The organism is Microvirga pakistanensis, from assembly GCF_004458765.1.
GTDB classification, from domain to species: Bacteria; Pseudomonadota; Alphaproteobacteria; order Rhizobiales; family Beijerinckiaceae; genus Microvirga; species Microvirga pakistanensis.
This window is the reverse complement of sequence record NZ_SPJX01000510.1, coordinates 181,301-198,695: the sequence shown is the minus strand read 5'-3', so window position 1 is coordinate 198,695 and position 17,395 is coordinate 181,301. Positions and strand designations below refer to the sequence as shown.

Below are 17,395 nucleotides of genomic sequence, written 5' to 3'. Positions count from 1 at the left end.
CATCTCGAACATTTCCCTGAGCTGTGGCGTTAGGGTTTCGCTCTGTCCCATCAGCGAGGCCTCCCATGCGCGTCCATCATCTCAATTGCGGCTGCATGTGCCCCGTGGGAGGAAGGCTTTGGGACGGGGTGAGCCGTGGGCTGACCGGACAGCTGGTGTGCCATTGCCAGCTGATCGAGACCGACCGCCACGGCCTCGTGCTCGTCGACACCGGCATCGGGTCCCGCGACGTGGAGGATCCCTATGAGCGGATCAGCCCGTTGTTCGTCCATGTGAACCGGATCCAGCTCGAGCATCGCTACACGGCGCTGGAGCAGGTGAGGAGCCTGGGCTTCTCGCCCCATGATGTCCGTCACATCGTCCTGACCCATCTCGATTTCGATCACGCGGGCGGCCTGGAGGATTTCCCACAGGCAACGGTTCATGTGCTGCGCGCCGAGCTGGAGGAGGCCGAGGTGCGCCAGGGCTTCATCCATCGCAGGCGCTACCGCCCCGAGCAGTGGGACGGGGTGCGCGACTGGCGCTTCTACGATCCGTCCGGGGAGGATTGGTTCGGGTTCAAGTCCGTACGCGATCTCGACGGCCTGCCGCCCGAGATCCTGATGGTGCCGCTGCCCGGCCACACGATGGGGCATGCGGGCATCGCCATCGATACGCCGGAGGGCTGGCTCCTCAATGCGGGGGATGCCTATTTCCATCGACATGAAATGGACGAGGAGCCGTCCTGCACGCCGGGTCTTCTCGCCTACCAGAAGCTGATGGAGGAGAACCGGACCCTGCGCCTGCGCAACCAGGACCGGCTGCGGGCCCTGGCGAACGACCGCGCCAGCAACGTGCGAATCTTCTGCAGTCACGACCCGGTCGAGCTCGAGGCCTTGCAGCGTCTCAGCACCGGCTGGCGGCCGCTTCAGTCAGACTTTATTCCGGGTCGGCAGTACTCATAGCGCCACGGCCCCTGGTTTCACACCGCCTGCTCCGTTCAAAAGTCGAGCATCGGATTGGATCCCAAAAGCGGACTCCACTTTTGGGTCCGATGCCCTAGAAGGCAAGACAGGACGTTGAAGGGGAAGCGGTATGGAACTTGATGCCCTGATGCTGTCGCGCATCCAGTTTGCGTTCACGATCTCGTTCCACATCATCTTTCCGGCTTTCACCATCGGCCTTGCGAGCTGGCTCGCCGCGCTGGAATTCAACTGGCTGCGGACGGGAAATCCGCTCTACCGCAATCTCTTCCGGTTCTGGGTCAAGATCTTCGCCGTCTCCTTCGGCCTCGGCGTCGTATCGGGCATCGTCATGAGCTACCAGTTCGGAACCAACTGGTCGCGCTTCTCCGAATATACGGGCAACGTGCTCGGGCCCGTCATCGCCTACGAGGTCATCACCGCCTTCTTCCTGGAGGCGGCGTTTCTCGGGATCATGCTGTTCGGCTGGGAGAAGGTGGGCGACCGGCTGCATTTTTTCGCCACCTGCATGGTGGCTTTGGGCACGCTGATTTCAGCCTTCTGGATTCTGTCGGCCAATTCCTGGATGCAGACGCCGGACGGCTATGCCATCGAGAACGGCAAGGCGGTGCCGGTCGACTGGTTCAGGATCGTCTTCAATCCTTCGTTCCCCTTGCGCTACGCGCATATGGTGATGGGCTGCTACATCACCACGGCCTTCGCGGTCGCCGGCATGTCGGCCTGGATGCTGCTGCGCCATCCGCACGACGCGCCGGAGGCCAAACTCGCGGCCTCGCGGCGTTCCATGTCGATGGCCCTGTGGTTTGCCGCCATCTTCGTGCCGGTCCAGATCGTCATCGGCGATCTTCACGGGCTGGCCGTGCTGAAGCATCAGCCGACGAAGCTCGCGGCCATCGAGGGCAACTGGGAGCGCATGTCCAACATGCCGCTGCGCCTCTTCGCCGTTCCCGACGAGGAGGCGGAAACCAACCGTTACGAGATCGGCATCCCGAAGATCGGCAGTTGGGTTCTGACCCACGCGTATGACGGCGTGGTGCCGGGCCTCAAGGAGGTGCCGCGGGAGGATCGTCCGCCGGTCTGGCCCGTGTTCTTCTCCTTCCGCATCATGGTGGGCCTGGGCTTCGCCATGCTGGGCATCGGCCTGTGGAGCCTCTATCTGCGTTGGAAGGGAACGCTGTTCACCAACAGAACCTTCCTGACTGCCACGATGCTCATGACCCCGTCCGGATTCGGCGCGGTGCTGTTCGGCTGGTTCACCGCGGAGATCGGCCGTCAGCCTTACGTGGTCTACGGATTGCTGCGCACGGCCGATGCCGTCTCGCCCGTCGCGGCGGGCGCGGTGACGGCGTCGCTGATCACCTTCTTGGTCGTCTACGCCTTCGTGTTCGGGTTCGGGTCCTACTATCTCGCCAAGCTCCTGCGGCGCGGGCCGGATCCGGTCGAGGACATCCGCGGCGACGACATCGGCAAGAAGCCGAAGCGTCCGCTCTCCGTGCCGGACGAGGGCATCGAGGGCAGGCCCGGCCATCGGGCGCAGCCGGCGGAATAGGAGGGCGAGAGCATGTTCGGTTTCGGCAACGAATACGAGGGTCTGGCCTTCTGGCTGCCGTTGATCTGGTCGGGCCTGATCGCGGTGGCGGTCGCGATGTACGTGATCGTCGACGGATTCGATCTCGGCGTCGGCATCCTGTTCAAGGCGGCTTACAGCGAGAACTGGCGCGACCGGATGATGTTTTCCGTGGCTCCCATCTGGGACGGCAACGAGACCTGGCTCATCCTCGGCGGGGGCGGTCTCTTCGCGGTGTTCCACATCGCCTATGCGGTGCTCATGCCGGCGCTCTACGTGCCGATCATCCTCATGCTGATCGCGCTCATCTTTCGCGGCGTGGCCTTCGAATTCCGCTTCAAGTCCGAGCGCTCGAAATTCCTGTGGGACAACGCGTTCTTCTTCGGCTCCCTGCTCGCGACCTTCTTCCAGGGCATGGTGCTCGGCGCCTTCGTGCAGGGCTTCTCCACCGATGGGCGCCAGTTCACCGGCGGCACCTTCGATTTCCTCACGCCCTTCAGTGTGGTCACGGGCCTCAGCCTCATCTGCGGCTATGGTCTTCTCGGCTCGACCTGGTGCGTGATGAAGACCACGGGCGAACTCGAGATCTGGGCGCGGCGCATGGCGGTCCGCTTCCTGATCGCGACGATCATCGCCATGGCGGTGGTGTCCGTGTGGGTTCCGTTCCTCGGGCGGCAGATCGAGGCGCGCTGGTTCTCCTGGCCCAACATGGCGTTTCTCGCGCCCATCCCGCTGATCACGATCTACACGGCCTACCGGCTGTTCCGCGACCTGGAGGAGGGGCGGCACTATCGGCCGTTCTTCCTAGCGATCGGTCTGTTCCTGCTCGGCTATCTCGGACTCGGCGTCAGCCTGTTCCCCTACAACGTGCCGCCGAACCTGACGATCTGGGACACGGCCAACACGGTCAATTCCCAGCTCTTCGCGCTCGTGGGATTTGCGATCGTGCTGCCGATCACGTTCGCCTACACGGCCTATGCCTATTATGTGTTCCGCGGAAAGGTCGCCGACGAGATTCAGGGCGGCGGCTACGGGTATCATTGATGCAGGCGGGTCCCCGGCGTCATTCGGATCGGATGGATCCCAGAAGTGGATCCCACTTCTGGGTCCGATACAGGCGCCTGCTCTGGTTCTTGGCTCTCTATGTCGCAAGCCTCGCGGCCTTCGCGGCCCTGGTCCATGGGTTGAAGCTCATCGTTCCGCGCTGAGCCCTCGCGCATCGTGCGGACCCAGAGGGCCGCGTCGAACGATGCGCTCTCCCAAGAGTGGAGCATCAGATTGGAGCCCAAAGGTGGACTCCACTTTTCACGTCCGATGCTCTAGCGCGTGGTGCCGATGACGCCCTTGGCGGTCACCACCACCCAGCGCCCGCCGCGCCGCTCGATCGCTTCCACGCGGCCCACGCCCGGGATGACGTTGCCGGGCACCACCTCGTAGAGGCCGCGGGTGCGCCCCTCCACGAGAGCCGTGCCGTTGGAGACCTCGCGCAGGACCCAGCCTTCGACGGGTTCGGCCGGGGTCGGGGCCGGCGGCACGGGCGGAGCGGTCTGCTGCGGGGGCGTGGGGGCGGGCTTTGCCGCGCTGAGGCTGTTCAGGCTCGCGGTGATCTGGCCCTCCATGCGGGTCAGACGCTCCTCGAGGGAGGTCAGCTTCTTGCCCGGGTCCTGGACGGCAACCGCGAGGCGGTCGATCTTTTCGGCGAGCTTGGCCTGGCCGGAAGCCGCGATGGAGGAGGTTTGCTGGACGTCGCGGGCGGCCGCCGTCGTGCGCTTGAGCGCAGCCAAGTCATCGGACAGCTTGGCCAAGATCTCGTGGCTGCGGGCCGCCTCGGCTTCCATCTGGCGGATCGCGTCCCGCGTGCCGAGGGTTCCCGTATAGGACGCAAGCCAGCCCGCGCCGATGAGGAGAAGGGCTGCTGCCGACTGGGCCAGAATCGAGCCTTTCACGGGGAGCTTTCGGGTCTTTGCGGGCGCCGGAGGCTCGGTGGCCGACGCCGGCTGGTCCGGGCGGGCGCTCCTGACGGCTGCCGCCAGGGCGGCGCTCGCCTCCGGGTCGATCTGCATGGTGCCGGGCCCCAACTCGCTGGTTCGGGACGGCGTGGCCGGGGCAGGGCGGAAGCTGTCGGATTTGTCCATAATGCGACCTCATTTCTGTGTCACACATGATTAACTATAAATATTTACAAAGAGTTATTCGTGAAATGAAGGTTCCGCTACGCTTCCCCTCTAAATAGAGAGGAAGCAAAGGCAGCCTAAATCTTGACGACACTTTCAGTTGACATTCTAGTACGAAATATGGTTACAAGACACGTGGCGTAACGGAAGACGCCGACTTTGGGGCATTTCAATATCCTTAAGAGCTTATGAGCGTGCCCGGAAATCCAGTCCAGGCCTGTTAATATGTTCTTGCGTTCCAAAGGCCCGCCTCCAAGGCTGTCGCGAGACAGCCAAGGTCGTGCTAGGATATACCGTGCCTTATGGCGCGGAGCTGAACGGTGTGCCGCGGAGCCGGACCATCGATGGAAAGAAGATAAATGAAGCAGGCATCGAGAAATCGGGAAGAGAGCACAGAGGTCCAGGACGCGCTGAAATCGTGCTTACCGTCCTTTACGAACGTGGCCATCTTCTCAGCGGTCGTTAACATCCTGGCTTTGACCGGTTCGATCTACATGCTCCAGGTCTATGACCGCGTGCTGTCGAGCCGGAGCATCCCGACCCTTGTCGGTCTCTCGCTGATCACGCTGGCCGCTTATGCCCTCTCGGGCGGTCTCGACATGCTGCGCGGCAAGATGCTGGCTCGCATCGGCGCCCGCTTCGACGAGATCCTCGCCCCCCGCGTGTTCGACCTGGTGGCCACGATGCCCCTGAAGGGTGCTAAAGCCTCCGAGAGCATGCAGCCGGTCAGGGACGTGGACACGATCCGTGGCTTCCTGTCGGGCCTCGGACCCACGGCTCTCTTCGACATGCCCTTCATGCCGATCTTCCTCATCGGCTGCTTCATGATCCATCCCTGGGTCGGCATCATGTCCGTGATCGGCGGCGTCTGCATCATTCTTCTCACGATCTACACGGACGCCAAGAGCAAAGAGCCGTCCTACGAGGTGACGAAGAGCGGCGCGGAGCGGCACGCCATGGCGGAAACGAGCCGCCGCAACGCGGAGGCGATCCGCGCCCTCGGCATGCTGGGTTATCTCGGCAAGCGCTACGACCAGGTGCATGTCCGTCACGTCAACGACGGTCTCGCGGTCAGCGAAGCCTCGGCCGGGATCAGCGCCTTCGCCAAGGTGTTCCGCATGGTCCTTCAATCGGGCATCCTGGGTCTGGGCGCCCTCCTGGTGATCGAGGGGCAGATGTCGGGCGGCCTCATGATCGCCGGCTCGATCCTGATGTCCCGCGCTCTCGCACCCATCGAGATCGCCGTGGCGCACTGGAAGGGCTTCACCGCCTCGCGTCAGGCCTACCGCCGCCTCCAGCACATCATGACCCTCGTCCCGCCGCAGGGCCAGCGCATGCCGCTGCCGGCTCCGAAGCAGTTCGTGGCCCTGGAAGAGGTTTACGTTTCCGCCCCGGGCGCGCAGTTCCCGATCGTGCAGGCCGCCACCTTGAGGCTCCAGGCCGGCCAGGGCCTGGGCCTGATCGGCCCGAGCGCCTCTGGCAAGTCGACGCTGGCGCGTGCGCTCGTCGGCGTGTGGCCGACCATGCGCGGCGAGATCCGCCTCGACGGCGCCGCGCTCGACCAGTGGGAGCCCGACAGCCTCGGCCGCCACGTGGGCTATCTGCCGCAGGACGTGGAGCTGTTCGAAGGCACGGTGGCCGAAAACATTTCACGCTTCCATCCGGACCCGAAGCCGGAGCACATCATCGCGGCCGCGAAGGCAGCCGGAGCCCATGAGCTGATCCTCAACCTGCCGGACGGCTACGATACGCGCATCGGCGAAAGCGGAGCCTCCCTGTCGGGCGGCCAGCGGCAGCGCGTCGCTCTGGCTCGGGCCCTCTACGGCGATCCGTTCCTGGTGGTGCTCGACGAGCCGAACGCCAGCCTCGACGGGGCAGGGGACGAGGCTCTGAACCAAGCAATCCTGTCCGTTCGGCAGCGTGGCGGCATCGTCATCGTCATCACCCACCGCCCGGCCGCGCTGGGTCAGGTCGATCAGGTCGCCATCATGGAAGAAGGCCGCATCAAGGCCATCGGCCCGCGGGACGAGGTTCTGCAGGGTGTGATGAAACGCAATACAGCTCCGGCGCAAGCTCCCACGGTTCGGGTGCAGCCGGCGCAGGCGCAGGCCGGCAACCTGCGGGAGGTTGGTTAAATGATTGTCATGCAGAAGCCCCAGAAGCCTTCGATGCACGAGAAGGTTCTGCGCCAGTCGGGCGTCGCGGGTCTGGCGATGATCGCCCTGTTCGCGGGGACGATCGGCCTCTGGGCGGCAACCTCGACCCTGTCGGGTGCCGTCGTGGCCGGCGGCCAGTTCGTCGTCGACAGCAGCGTCAAGAAGATCCAGCATTCCACCGGCGGCATCGTCGGGGAGCTGAAGGTGAAGGACGGCGACCGCGTCAAGTCGGGCGATCTCCTGATCCGTCTCGACGAGACGCTGACGCGCGCCAATCTCCAGGTCGTGTCCAAGCAGCTCGATGAGTATATCGGACGCCAGGCACGCCTGGAGGCCGAGCGTGACGGTGTCGGCGAAGTCGAGATGCCGGCCGAGTTCGCGGCTCGCATCAACGATCCGGCGATTCAGAAGATCATGTCCTCGGAGCGCACGCTCTTCCAGGCGCGCCGCGCCTCGAGGGAGGCCCAGAAGGACCAGCTCAAGAAGCGCATCGCCCAGTCGCAGGACGAGATCTCGGGCCTGAAGGCGCAGCAGGAGGCGAAGGCCAGAGAAGCGGAACTGATCAAGGAGGAGCTCAAGGGCGTTCGCGACCTCTACGAGAAGAACCTCGTGCAGCTCCCGCGCCTGAACGCGCTCGAGCGTGATGCCGCCAGCATCGAAGGCCAGCGCGGCCAGCTCGTCGCCTCCGTGGCCCAGGCGGAGAGCCGCATCGCGGAAACCTCGTTCCAGATCATCCAGATCGACGAGCAGATGCGTGCCGAGGCGATGCAGGAACTGCGCGACATCCAGAGCAAGGTCGCCGAGTACACGGAGCGGCGGGTGGCGGCGGAAGACCAGCTGAAGCGCATCGATATCCGCGCGCCCAGCGACGGCTATGTCCATCAGCTGAACGTGCACACCATCGGCGGTGTCATCTCCCCGGCCGAGCCCGTCATGTTCATCGTTCCCATCAACGACAAGCTCGAGCTCGAGGCCAAGGTTCTGCCCAACGAGATCGACCAGGTGAAGCTGGGACAGAAGGCGACCGTGAAGGTGCACGCTTCCAATGCGCGCACGATGCCCGACCTGCACGGCAAGGTCAGCCGGATCTCGGCGGATGTGTCCCGCGACCAGCAGACGGGCGCGACCTTCTACACGATCCGGGTGGAGCTGTCGCCGGAGGAGATCAAGCGCCTCGAAGGACTGCATCTCATCGCCGGCATGCAGGCGGAGGTCTTCGTCGAGGTCAACGAGCGCACGCCGTTCGAGTACTTCTTCAAGCCCATGAAGGACCAGATCGCCCGCGCATTCCGCGAGCACTAGCGCATCGCGCGAATCCAGAGGGCCGCGTCAGTGAAAAGTGGATTCCACTTTTCACGTCCGATGCTCTAAGGTTCTCCAAAGGTTTGCCCTTTACAGACCGCAGCCGGCCCATCAAGCCGGCTGCGGTTTTTAATGTCTGGGTTGCACAGCCGGGATCTAAGCCTGGAAAGTTCCGGAGAAAGGCCCATAACAGGGGCGGGCCGGCCTTCGGGCTGCTCCCGGACGGAAGCAAAACACCGAACCTTTCCGATGTTGAGGCTTCGGTCCTCCGAACTGTCTTGGACATCCTGAGGAAGCAGAGGGTTGAGGATTATCTTTCGCTTCGGCGGTATTGCGTTGCTTGTCGCGGCCATCGTCATCCTGGCCGTTCTCCCGTTCGCCACATCCTTCGTCGAGCAATGGGCGCGGCGGGATGTGGAGCTGCGTTCCCAGCTCGTCTTCAACGCCGCGCGGGATCAGGTCGCCGGCCTCCTGGCGGGCAACGATGCGGGACGGCTCGCGGGTTTCTTCGAGCGAATCGCCTCCGACGAACGGGTTCTCGCCATCGGCTATTGCGACGGAGCGGAATTGCGCGCGCCGACGCGGAACATGCCGCCTTCCTTCTCCTGCGAGCAGGCCGCCAGGGGCGGAGCCGTGAGCTCGTCCACCATCAGCAGCGAAGGCCGCGAGATTCTCGTCAGTTCCTTCCCCCTGACCGCATCGGGGCGGGAAGGGCATCTCGTGGTGCTCCACGATCTGAGCTATGCGGACCGGCGGGGAGGGGAGGCCCGGAACTATCTCTTCCTGGCGCTTGCCGGCGTCGCCTTCGGGGCGTCCGCCCTTGCGGCCCTGATCGCGGCATTCATCATGCGCCGATGGCTGGCCTCCATCCGGCAGGCTCTGGAGAATGCGCGCGCAGGGGCTGCGGGCGCGCCCGCGGAGGAGAACATCATCCCTCTCGGCCAGGAGATCCGGGACGTCCTCCAGGAGCTGGAGGCCTCGCGCCGGACCATCGACGCGGCGCATACGGACTGGAATCCGGACACCCTGCGTGCCGCCCTCTCCAACGAATTGTCGGGATCCGAGGTGATCGTGGTCTCGAACCGCGAGCCTTACATCCACAACCGAACGGCCGATGGCGAGATCTCCCTGCAGATTCCCGCGAGCGGGCTGGTGTCCGCCCTGGAGCCGGTGGTGCGGGCCTGCGGCGGAACATGGGTGGCGCATGGCAGCGGAACGGCCGACCGGGACACGGTGGACCCGAGCGACCGCGTGCCGGTGCCGCCGGCCAACCCGTCCTACACGCTGCGCCGCGTCTGGCTGACGGAGGAGGAGCAGGACGGCTATTACTACGGTGCCGCCAACGAAGGGCTCTGGCCGCTCTGCCACATCGCCTTCGTGCGGCCGGTCTTCCGCGAGCAGGACTGGCAATATTACCGGTCGGTCAACGAGAAGTTCGCCGACGCCATCGTGGCCGAGGCCAAGCGCGAGGATCCGATCATTCTGGTGCAGGATTATCATTTCGCGCTCCTGCCGCGCCTGATCCGCAACAGGCTTCCTCAAGCGACCATCGTGACGTTCTGGCACATTCCGTGGCCGAATGCGGAAACCTTCGGCATCTGCCCCTGGCGCGAGGAGATCATCGACGGGCTCCTCGGCTCGTCGATCCTGGGGTTTCATACGCAGGCTCATTGCAACAACTTCCTGGATGCGGTGGATTCCTATGTGGAAAGCCGCATCAACCGCGAGACGGACACGGTCACGTTCGGCGGCGAGGAGACGCAGATCCGCCCCTATCCCATTTCCATCGAGTGGCCGCCGACGGCCCTGGAAGGCCAGAAGCCCGTCGAGGAATGCCGTCGGGCCGTGCGCGAGCGGCTCGGACTTCCGCCGGAGATGCGCATCGGCGTCGGGATCGAGCGGTTCGACTACACGAAGGGCATCCTCGACCGGATGCAGGCGATCGACGCGTTGCTGGCCGAGCACCCGGAATGGCGCGGCAATTTCTGCTTCGTCCAGGTGGCGGCCCCCACCCGCAGCAAGCTGGCGAATTACCGTCAGCTGCAGGAGGAGGCCGAGGCCCTGGCCCGCGAGGTCAACGAGCGCCATGGCAGCGAAGGCTACGAGCCCATCAAGCTCCTCATCCGGCATCACGAGCCCGACGAGGTGTTCGAGCTGTTCAGGGCGGCCGACCTCTGCATCGTCTCGAGCCTGCATGACGGCATGAATCTCGTGGCCAAGGAATTCGTGGCCGCGCGGGACGACGAGGAAGGCGTTCTGATCCTGTCCGCCTTCGCGGGCGCCTCCCGTGAGCTGTCGGAGGCGCTGATCGTGAATCCCTACAACGCCCATGCGATGGGGCAGGCCATCAACCGAGCGCTCACGATGCCCCAGGACGAACAGCGCGAGCGGATGCGCCTGATGCGCGACCAGGTGAAAGAGCGTAATGTGTATCGCTGGGCCGGACAGATGTTGCTGGCCGCCTCCCGTCTGCGCAAGCGTCAGAGGATCCGGCGCCTGATCGCTGCCGGCAGAAACCGGGCCGCCGCCAATGCATGATGCTCCCGTTCAGGCTTCCGCGATGGAAGACAAATACGCATTGTTCCTCGATTTCGACGGAACGCTGGTGGATATCGTGGAGCGTCCCGACGCCGTTTCGGTGGACCCGGCGCTGCCCGAGATCCTTCTTCACCTTCAGGAGAGGCTCGGCGGCGCGCTCGCCATCGTCAGCGGCCGGCCCGTCGCCTTTCTCGATCATCATTTCGAGCCTCACCGGTTCGACATGGCAGGGCTGCATGGCCTCGAGCAGCGCATCGCGGGCAACCTTCACCTTTGCGATCCGCAGGAACACCCGCAACTGCGCAGGATGGTCGAGCGCCTGCAGAAGGTGGTTGCCGAAAGGCCCGGCATCCTGATCGAGGACAAGGGCTGTTCGGTCGCCATTCACTGGCGACTGGCGCCCCAGGAAAAGGAGTTCGCGCTGTCCACGGCCCATGCCGCCGTGGAAGCGCTCGGGAGCGAATATCGCCTGCAGCACGGCAAGGCCGTGGCGGAGATCCTTCCCTCGGCCGCCGGTAAGGGAAAGGTCATCGAGCGGTTCCTCCACTCCGCGCCCTACAGGGGCCGCCGCCCGATCTTCGTCGGCGACGACCTGACCGACGAGAACGGTTTCAAGACGGTGAACGCCTTCGGCGGTGTGTCCGTCCGCATCGGTGCCGGAGAGACGATCGCCAAGATTCGCTTAGGAACGCCCGCCGACCTGCGACATTGCCTGTCCGGATGGGCGTCGGATGGTTTGCTTCCCTTCAACGTGGATGATCGATGAGATGAGTTCGCTGGACCTTGCCGTCATCGGCAATTGCATGATCTCGGCCCTGGTGGATCGCCGGGCGCAAATCGTCTGGAGCTGCTTTCCCCGGTTCGATGGCGATCCCGTCTTCTCCGCACTGCTCGATTGCCCCGAGGGACAAACGGATGCGGAGCAGAAAGGGGTCTTTGCCATCGACATGGTCGGCATGGTGAGCTGTGAGCAGAACTATCTGCCGAACACGGCCGTTCTCGTCTCGCGCATGACGGATTCCTTCGGGAACATCCTCGAGGTCACGGACTTCGCACCCCGCTTCAAGCATTTCGATCGCACCTTCCGGCCGCCGCTTCTGATCCGCCGCGTCACGCCCATCAAGGGGCGCCCGCGCATCCGTGTGCGGCTGCGGCCGCATTTCGAATGGGGCAGCTATGCGCCGGGCACGACCCGCGGCAGCAATCACCTGCGGTTCGTCGGGCCGCATTCCTCCTTGAGACTCACCACGGACGCTCCCGTCTCCTATGTGCACGAGGAGCGCCCCTTCGTGGTGGAGCGGCCCATTTCCTTCTTCTTCGGGGAGGACGAGCCGCTTCGTTCCGAGGCGGACACGACCGCCCGCGAGTTCCTCGACAGCACGATCGCATTCTGGCGCGACTGGGTGCGCTCGCTCTCCATCCCGTTCGACTGGCAGGAGGCGGTCATCCGCGCCGCAATCACGCTCAAGCTCTGCAACTTCGAAGAGACGGGCGCCATCGTGGCCGCGCTCACCACCTCGGTGCCGGAGGCGCCGAACACGCAGCGCAACTGGGATTACCGGTATTGCTGGCTGCGTGACGCCTATTTCGTCATTCACGCCCTCAACCGGCTGGGAACCACCAAGACGATGGAGGAGTATCTCACCTACATCACCAACATCGTCGACGACATGGATGCCATTCCCGACCAGAAGGACATGCCGCCGCTGTTCAGCATCACGCGCTCGCCGAATCTGGAGGAGCGCGAGGCCACGGCGCTGGCGGGCTACCGCGGCATGGGACCGGTGCGCGTGGGCAATGCGGCCTATACGCAGGTTCAGAACGATGCCTATGGCAGCATCGTTCTGGCCTCCGTGCACGCCTTTCTCGACAAGCGCCTGACCCGCGCGGTCGGCAACCGGGCCCTGTTCTCCCACCTGGAGAAGCTCGGGCAGCGCGCCATCGAGGTCTTCGATCAGCCCGATGCCGGGCCCTGGGAGCTGCGCACCAAGGCGGCCGTGCATACGTTCCCGAGCGTGATGTGCTGGGCGGCCTGCGACCGGCTCGCCAAGATCGCCGCGGCCATGGAGCGCGAGGACCGGGTCGCCTTCTGGCGGGAGAACGCGGATCGGATGCACCGCATCATCGACGAGCGGGCCTTCAATCCGAGAACGGGCACCTTCGTGTCGTCCTTCGACGGGGAGCACCTCGACGCGACCCTGCTCCTGCTCTCCGAGCTCAACTTCGTGAAGCCGGACGATCCCCGCTTCGTCGCGACCGTGGATGCGGTGGGCAAGACCTTGCGGCGGGGAGACCTTCTCCTGCGTTATGATGTGGAAGACGATTTCGGGCGCATGCACACGGCTTTCATGATCTGCGCCTTCTGGTACGTGGATGCTCTGAACGCCATTGGACGCAAGGAAGAGGCGAGAGAGTTGTTCGAGCACATCCTGAGCTTGCGCAATTCCTTCGGTCTCTTTTCCGAGGATGCCGACTTCACGACCGGCGAGTTGTGGGGCAACTTTCCCCAGACCTACTCCATGGTGGGTCTCATCAACTCCGCCGTGCGCCTGAGCCGGAGATGGGAAGACGTGCTCTGAAGGTGACCGCTTCGGCGGGGTGAGACAAGGACGATAGGCTCTCTCGATGTTCGCATTTCCCGTTCTGCTCGGAGATATCGGCGGCACCAATGCCCGTTTCGCGGTGCTGCCCGCACCCGGAGAGCCCGTTCAGCTCCTGCCCCGCGCCCTGACGGCGCAGACGCCCGATCCCGTCGGCGCGATCAGGATCGCGCTTCAGGGCTATGAGGGCGAGGCGCCCCGGTCCGCCATGATCGCGGTGGCGACCCGCGTGGACGCGCCCGCCATCCGCCTCACCAACGCCCAGTGGGTGATCGACGCCGAGGCGATCGGCACGGCGCTGGGGCTCGAGCGCGTCACCCTCGTCAACGACTATACGCCTGTCGCGGCTTCCGTGATGGTGCTCACCGAGGACCAGGGAGACCTCGCTCCCATCGGCGGCGGACATCCGGGGCCGGGCGCCCGTGTCGTGCTCGGGCCGGGCACGGGCCTGGGTGTGGGAGCGCTGGTTCCGGTGGAGGATCGTCTGGCCATTCTGGCAACCGAGGCGGGACATATCGAATTCGGTCCCGCGACCGAGGAAGAGGCGGCGCTCTGGCCGCATCTCGAGCGGGTCGGCGGGCGCGTTTCCGCCGAGGTGGTGCTGTCCGGCCCCGGCCTGTTCCGCATCGCGAAGGCGGTGGCCGCCCATCGATGCGTGAATTGTCCCTACACGAAGCCCAACGACGTTCACGCCGCGGCCCGTGAGGGCGACGAGCTGGCGCAGGCTGCGCTCGATCTCTTCGCACGCTGGCTCGGGCGCTACGCGGGCGACATGGCGCTGACCTTCGAATCCTCCGGGGGCGTGTTCATCGCGGGCGGCATCGCGCCGCGCATGGTGGACATTCTCCAGAACGGCGGCTTCCGGGAGGCGTTCGACAGTAAGGCGCCTCACGATGCCTGGGCCCGCGGGGTGCCGGCTTTCGTGATCGTCAATCCGGAGCCGGCCTTGCAGGGGTTGGCCGCAATCGTTACCAGTCCCGGCCGCTTCGTGTTCAAGTCGCAGGGGTGGGCCGCTTGAGCCAGGCTGCCTCGATGCCTGCGCTCGGTCCACCGGAAATCCATTCAGGCTGACAGCATCATCCGCTCATCATGAAAACAGAACAGATCGCCCTTTCGCCACTCGCCCCCGGCGCCGGCCTGTCCCTCACCGTTCACCGCTTCGGGGAGGCCGGCGCGCGCCCGCGCGTCTATGTGCAGGCCTCCCTCCATGCCGACGAGATTCCCGGCATGATCGCGGCCCATCACCTGCGCGAGCGCCTCGCGGCGCTCGAGGCGGAGGGCAAGATCAAGGGCGAGATCCTTCTCGTTCCGTCCGCCAATCCGATCGGGCTCGCGCAGCGGGTTCTTGGCGGCCACATCGGCCGCTTCAATCTCGCCGACGGCATCAACTTCAATCGCGGCTATCCCTACCTGGTCCCTAAGGTGGCCGAACGGATCAAGGGAAAGCTCACCGCCGATCCGCAGGCCAATGTTCGCCTGATCCGCGAGGCTCTGCGTGCCGAGCTCGAGTCCTGGGAGACGAGCAACCCCGCCGAGGCGATGAAGAAGGCGCTGCTGACACTGGCCGTCGAGGCGGACATCGTCCTCGACATGCATTGCGATTCCGAGGCCGTGGAGCACCTCTACACGCATACCCGCTCGGCGGACGAGTTCGCGCCCCTCTCGGCGCTCATTGGGGCGCGGGCTTACCTTCTGGCGGACGAATCAGGCGACGAACCCTTCGACGAGGCCTTGAGCCGCCCCTGGGCGGAGCTCGCGGACCGCTTCAAGGATCACCCGATCCCCTTCGGCTGCCATTCCACGACCCTGGAATTCCGAGGCGAGCGGGATGTGAGCCATGAACTGGCCCGTCGCGATGCGGCGGCGCTCGTGGCCTACATGACCCTGCGCGGCGCCATCGCGGGCGAGCCTCCCCAGGTTCCGGCCCCGCTCTGCCAGCCGACCCCTCTCGCGGCATCCGAGCCGGTTCTGGCTCCCGCAACCGGCATTGTGGTGTTCGAGGCCCAGGTGGGCGATCAGGTGAAGGCCGGCGACGTGATCGCGGACATCGTCGATCCGCATTCCGGCGCTGTCTCGCAGGCGACATCCCCCTGCGACGGGGTGGTGTTCGCCCGGATCGCGCTCCGCTTCGTCACGCAGGGCACCCGCCTCGCCAAGGTGGCCGGGACCATTGCCAGGCGCACGGGCAAGCTGCTGAGCGCCTGAACCAGTCAGGGCAAAAAGAAAGGCCGCCCCGAGAGGCGGCCTTTCCATTGTCGGTTCCACGGCCCGTTCAGGCCGTTCCTTGCTGTGCGTTACGCACCAATCTCGGCAGAGGCCAAGATCCAGGTCACGGCAACCGGGGACCGTAGGGTATGACAATGAGACACTGGATCACCTCCTTTCGTTGTTGACGGGAAACCCCCATATGGGGTGAGAAGACAGACACGAAAGGTCAGGGCGCTGCGGCGTTCTGTCCCCCACCCGGTTTCCTGAAGAACCTTAAGAGCCATGACCGACCTTCCGGCCCCTGTGGGCCGCCGCCGAACCTTTGCCATCATCTCCCACCCGGACGCGGGTAAGACCACGCTGACCGAAAAGCTTCTGCTGTTCGGAGGCGCGATCCAGCTCGCGGGCGAGGTGAAGGCCAAGAAGAACCGCGTCTCCACCCGCTCCGACTGGATGGGCATCGAGAAGGAGCGCGGCATCTCGGTCGTGACCTCGGTCATGACCTTCGAATATGGCGGCTGCGTCTTCAATCTTCTCGATACGCCCGGCCACGAGGACTTCTCGGAGGACACCTACCGCACCCTCACGGCGGTGGATTCGGCCATCATGGTGATCGACGCCGCGAAGGGCATCGAGGCGCGCACGCGCAAGCTCTTCGAGGTGTGCCGCATGCGCGACATCCCGATCGTGACCTTCATCAACAAGATGGACCGCGAGGCGCGCAGCCCCTTCGACCTGCTCGACGAGATCGAGAAGACGCTCGCGCTGGATACCGCTCCGGTCACCTGGCCCATCAGCCAGGGCAAGAGCTTCGCCGGAACGTTCGACCTGCGCCGCAACGTGGTGCGTCGAATCGACACCGACGATGAACCGACGCCGGTCTCCGGACCCGACGATCCGAACCTGGTGGGCCTGCTGCCGCCGGAAGAGGCGGAAGCCTGGCAGGAAGAGGTGATGCTGGCGCAGGAGGCCTGCAAGCCGTTCGACCTCGAAGCCTTCCGTGAAGGCCATCTCACGCCCGTGTTCTTCGGCAGCGCTCTGCGCAATTTCGGCGTGCGCGATCTCATCGATGCGCTGGCCGAGCACGCGCCGCCGCCGCGCGGGCAGGAGGCCGACAAGCGCCTCGTGGAGGCGGGCGAGAACCGCATGACCGGGTTCGTGTTCAAGATCCAGGCGAACATGGACCCGAACCACCGCGACCGCATCGCCTTCATGCGCATCTGCTCTGGCAAGCTCCAGCGCGGCATGAAGGTGAAGCTCGTGCGCACGGGCAAGCCCATGAGCCTCAACACGCCGCAATTCTTCTTCGCGCAGGACCGCGCGATTGCCGACGAGGCCTGGGCCGGCGACGTGGTGGGCATTCCCAATCACGGCACGCTGCGCATCGGCGATACGCTCACCGAGGGCGAGGACATTGTGTTCCGTGGCGTGCCGAGCTTCGCGCCGGAAATCCTGCGCCGCATCAAGCTCCAGGATGCCATGAAGGCGAAGAAGCTGCGCGAGGCGCTGCAGCAGATGGCGGAGGAAGGCGTCGTCCAGCTCTTCATCCCGCAGGACGGCTCCGGCGCCATCGTGGGCGTGGTCGGCGCGCTGCAGCTCGACGTGCTCAAGGAGCGCCTGAGCGCCGAATACGGCCTGCCGATCGATTACGAGACGACGCGCTTCTCGATCTGCCGCTGGATCACGGCGGACGACCCGAAGGAGCTCGACAAGTTCATCGAGAGCCACCTCTCGGCCATGGCGCGCGATCTCGACGAAGCGCCCGTGTTCATGGCGGCCAATACCTTCAACCTGCAATACGAGATGGACCGCTACAAAGCGATCCAGTTCTCGGACGTGAAGGATTACCAGAAGAAGGCGGCCTGACGACCGCCTTTTCGTCCTGCTC

At 64.9% G+C, this 17,395-nt stretch carries 12 protein-coding genes; 11 read left to right on the top strand and 1 reads right to left on the bottom strand.

The genetic code is table 11. The features are described from left to right. The first annotated feature begins 65 nt into the window (after window positions 1-65). The 3 genes from E4K09_RS23330 (at window position 66) to cydB (ending at window position 3,573) form a co-directional block, all read left to right on the top strand. Window positions 66-944, top strand: a complete 879-nt coding sequence (locus E4K09_RS23330; protein WP_134500079.1) for an MBL fold metallo-hydrolase — start codon at window positions 66-68, stop codon at window positions 942-944. A 130-nt stretch (window positions 945-1,074) separates the two neighbouring features. Further along, on the top strand, window positions 1,075-2,511 hold the full coding sequence (locus E4K09_RS23325; RefSeq protein WP_134500078.1) for a cytochrome ubiquinol oxidase subunit I: 1,437 nt from the start codon (window positions 1,075-1,077) through the stop codon (window positions 2,509-2,511). 12 nt (window positions 2,512-2,523) lie between these two features. Then, on the top strand, window positions 2,524-3,573 hold the full coding sequence (gene cydB / locus E4K09_RS23320; RefSeq protein WP_134500077.1) for a cytochrome d ubiquinol oxidase subunit II: 1,050 nt from the start codon (window positions 2,524-2,526) through the stop codon (window positions 3,571-3,573). A gap of 275 nt (window positions 3,574-3,848) precedes the next feature. On the opposite strand, the gene E4K09_RS23315 is transcribed toward cydB, so the two are convergent. Continuing rightward, window positions 3,849-4,664, bottom strand: coding sequence for a hypothetical protein (locus E4K09_RS23315; RefSeq protein WP_134500076.1), 816 nt, complete (start codon window positions 4,662-4,664; stop codon window positions 3,849-3,851). A gap of 398 nt (window positions 4,665-5,062) precedes the next feature. Between E4K09_RS23315 and E4K09_RS23310 the strand changes: the two genes are divergently transcribed. The 8 genes from E4K09_RS23310 to E4K09_RS23275 all read left to right on the top strand — a co-directional run bounded on the left by E4K09_RS23310 (window position 5,063) and on the right by E4K09_RS23275 (window position 17,373). After that, window positions 5,063-6,838, top strand: a complete 1,776-nt coding sequence (locus tag E4K09_RS23310) for a type I secretion system permease/ATPase (protein WP_134500075.1) — start codon at window positions 5,063-5,065, stop codon at window positions 6,836-6,838. Beyond that, window positions 6,839-8,161 carry an HlyD family type I secretion periplasmic adaptor subunit gene (locus E4K09_RS23305; protein WP_134500074.1) on the top strand — a complete coding sequence of 441 codons (1,323 nt, stop codon included), beginning with the start codon at window positions 6,839-6,841 and terminating at the stop codon, window positions 8,159-8,161. 303 nt (window positions 8,162-8,464) lie between these two features. After that, window positions 8,465-10,699, top strand: coding sequence for an alpha,alpha-trehalose-phosphate synthase (UDP-forming) (locus E4K09_RS23300; RefSeq protein ID WP_134500073.1), 2,235 nt, complete (start codon window positions 8,465-8,467; stop codon window positions 10,697-10,699). A 22-nt stretch (window positions 10,700-10,721) separates the two neighbouring features. After that, on the top strand, window positions 10,722-11,465 hold the full coding sequence (gene otsB / locus E4K09_RS23295) for a trehalose-phosphatase (RefSeq protein WP_134500072.1): 744 nt from the start codon (window positions 10,722-10,724) through the stop codon (window positions 11,463-11,465). A gap of 1 nt (window position 11,466) precedes the next feature. Beyond that, entirely contained in the window at window positions 11,467-13,278 is a 1,812-nt protein-coding gene (locus tag E4K09_RS23290) for a glycoside hydrolase family 15 protein (protein WP_134500071.1), read from the top strand. A 103-nt stretch (window positions 13,279-13,381) separates the two neighbouring features. Next, the gene (locus tag E4K09_RS23285; protein WP_425293876.1) at window positions 13,382-14,317 is read left to right on the top strand and encodes a glucokinase; all 936 of its coding nucleotides are present in this window, start codon (window positions 13,382-13,384) and stop codon (window positions 14,315-14,317) included. Between the two features lie 71 nt (window positions 14,318-14,388). Next, window positions 14,389-15,504 (top strand): M14 family metallopeptidase, encoded by a 1,116-nt coding sequence (locus E4K09_RS23280; RefSeq protein ID WP_134500069.1) that lies wholly within the window; start codon window positions 14,389-14,391, stop codon window positions 15,502-15,504. Window positions 15,505-15,789: 285 nt separating this feature from the next. Further along, entirely contained in the window at window positions 15,790-17,373 is a 1,584-nt protein-coding gene (locus E4K09_RS23275; RefSeq protein WP_134500068.1) for a peptide chain release factor 3, read from the top strand. Window positions 17,374-17,395 lie beyond the last annotated feature (22 nt).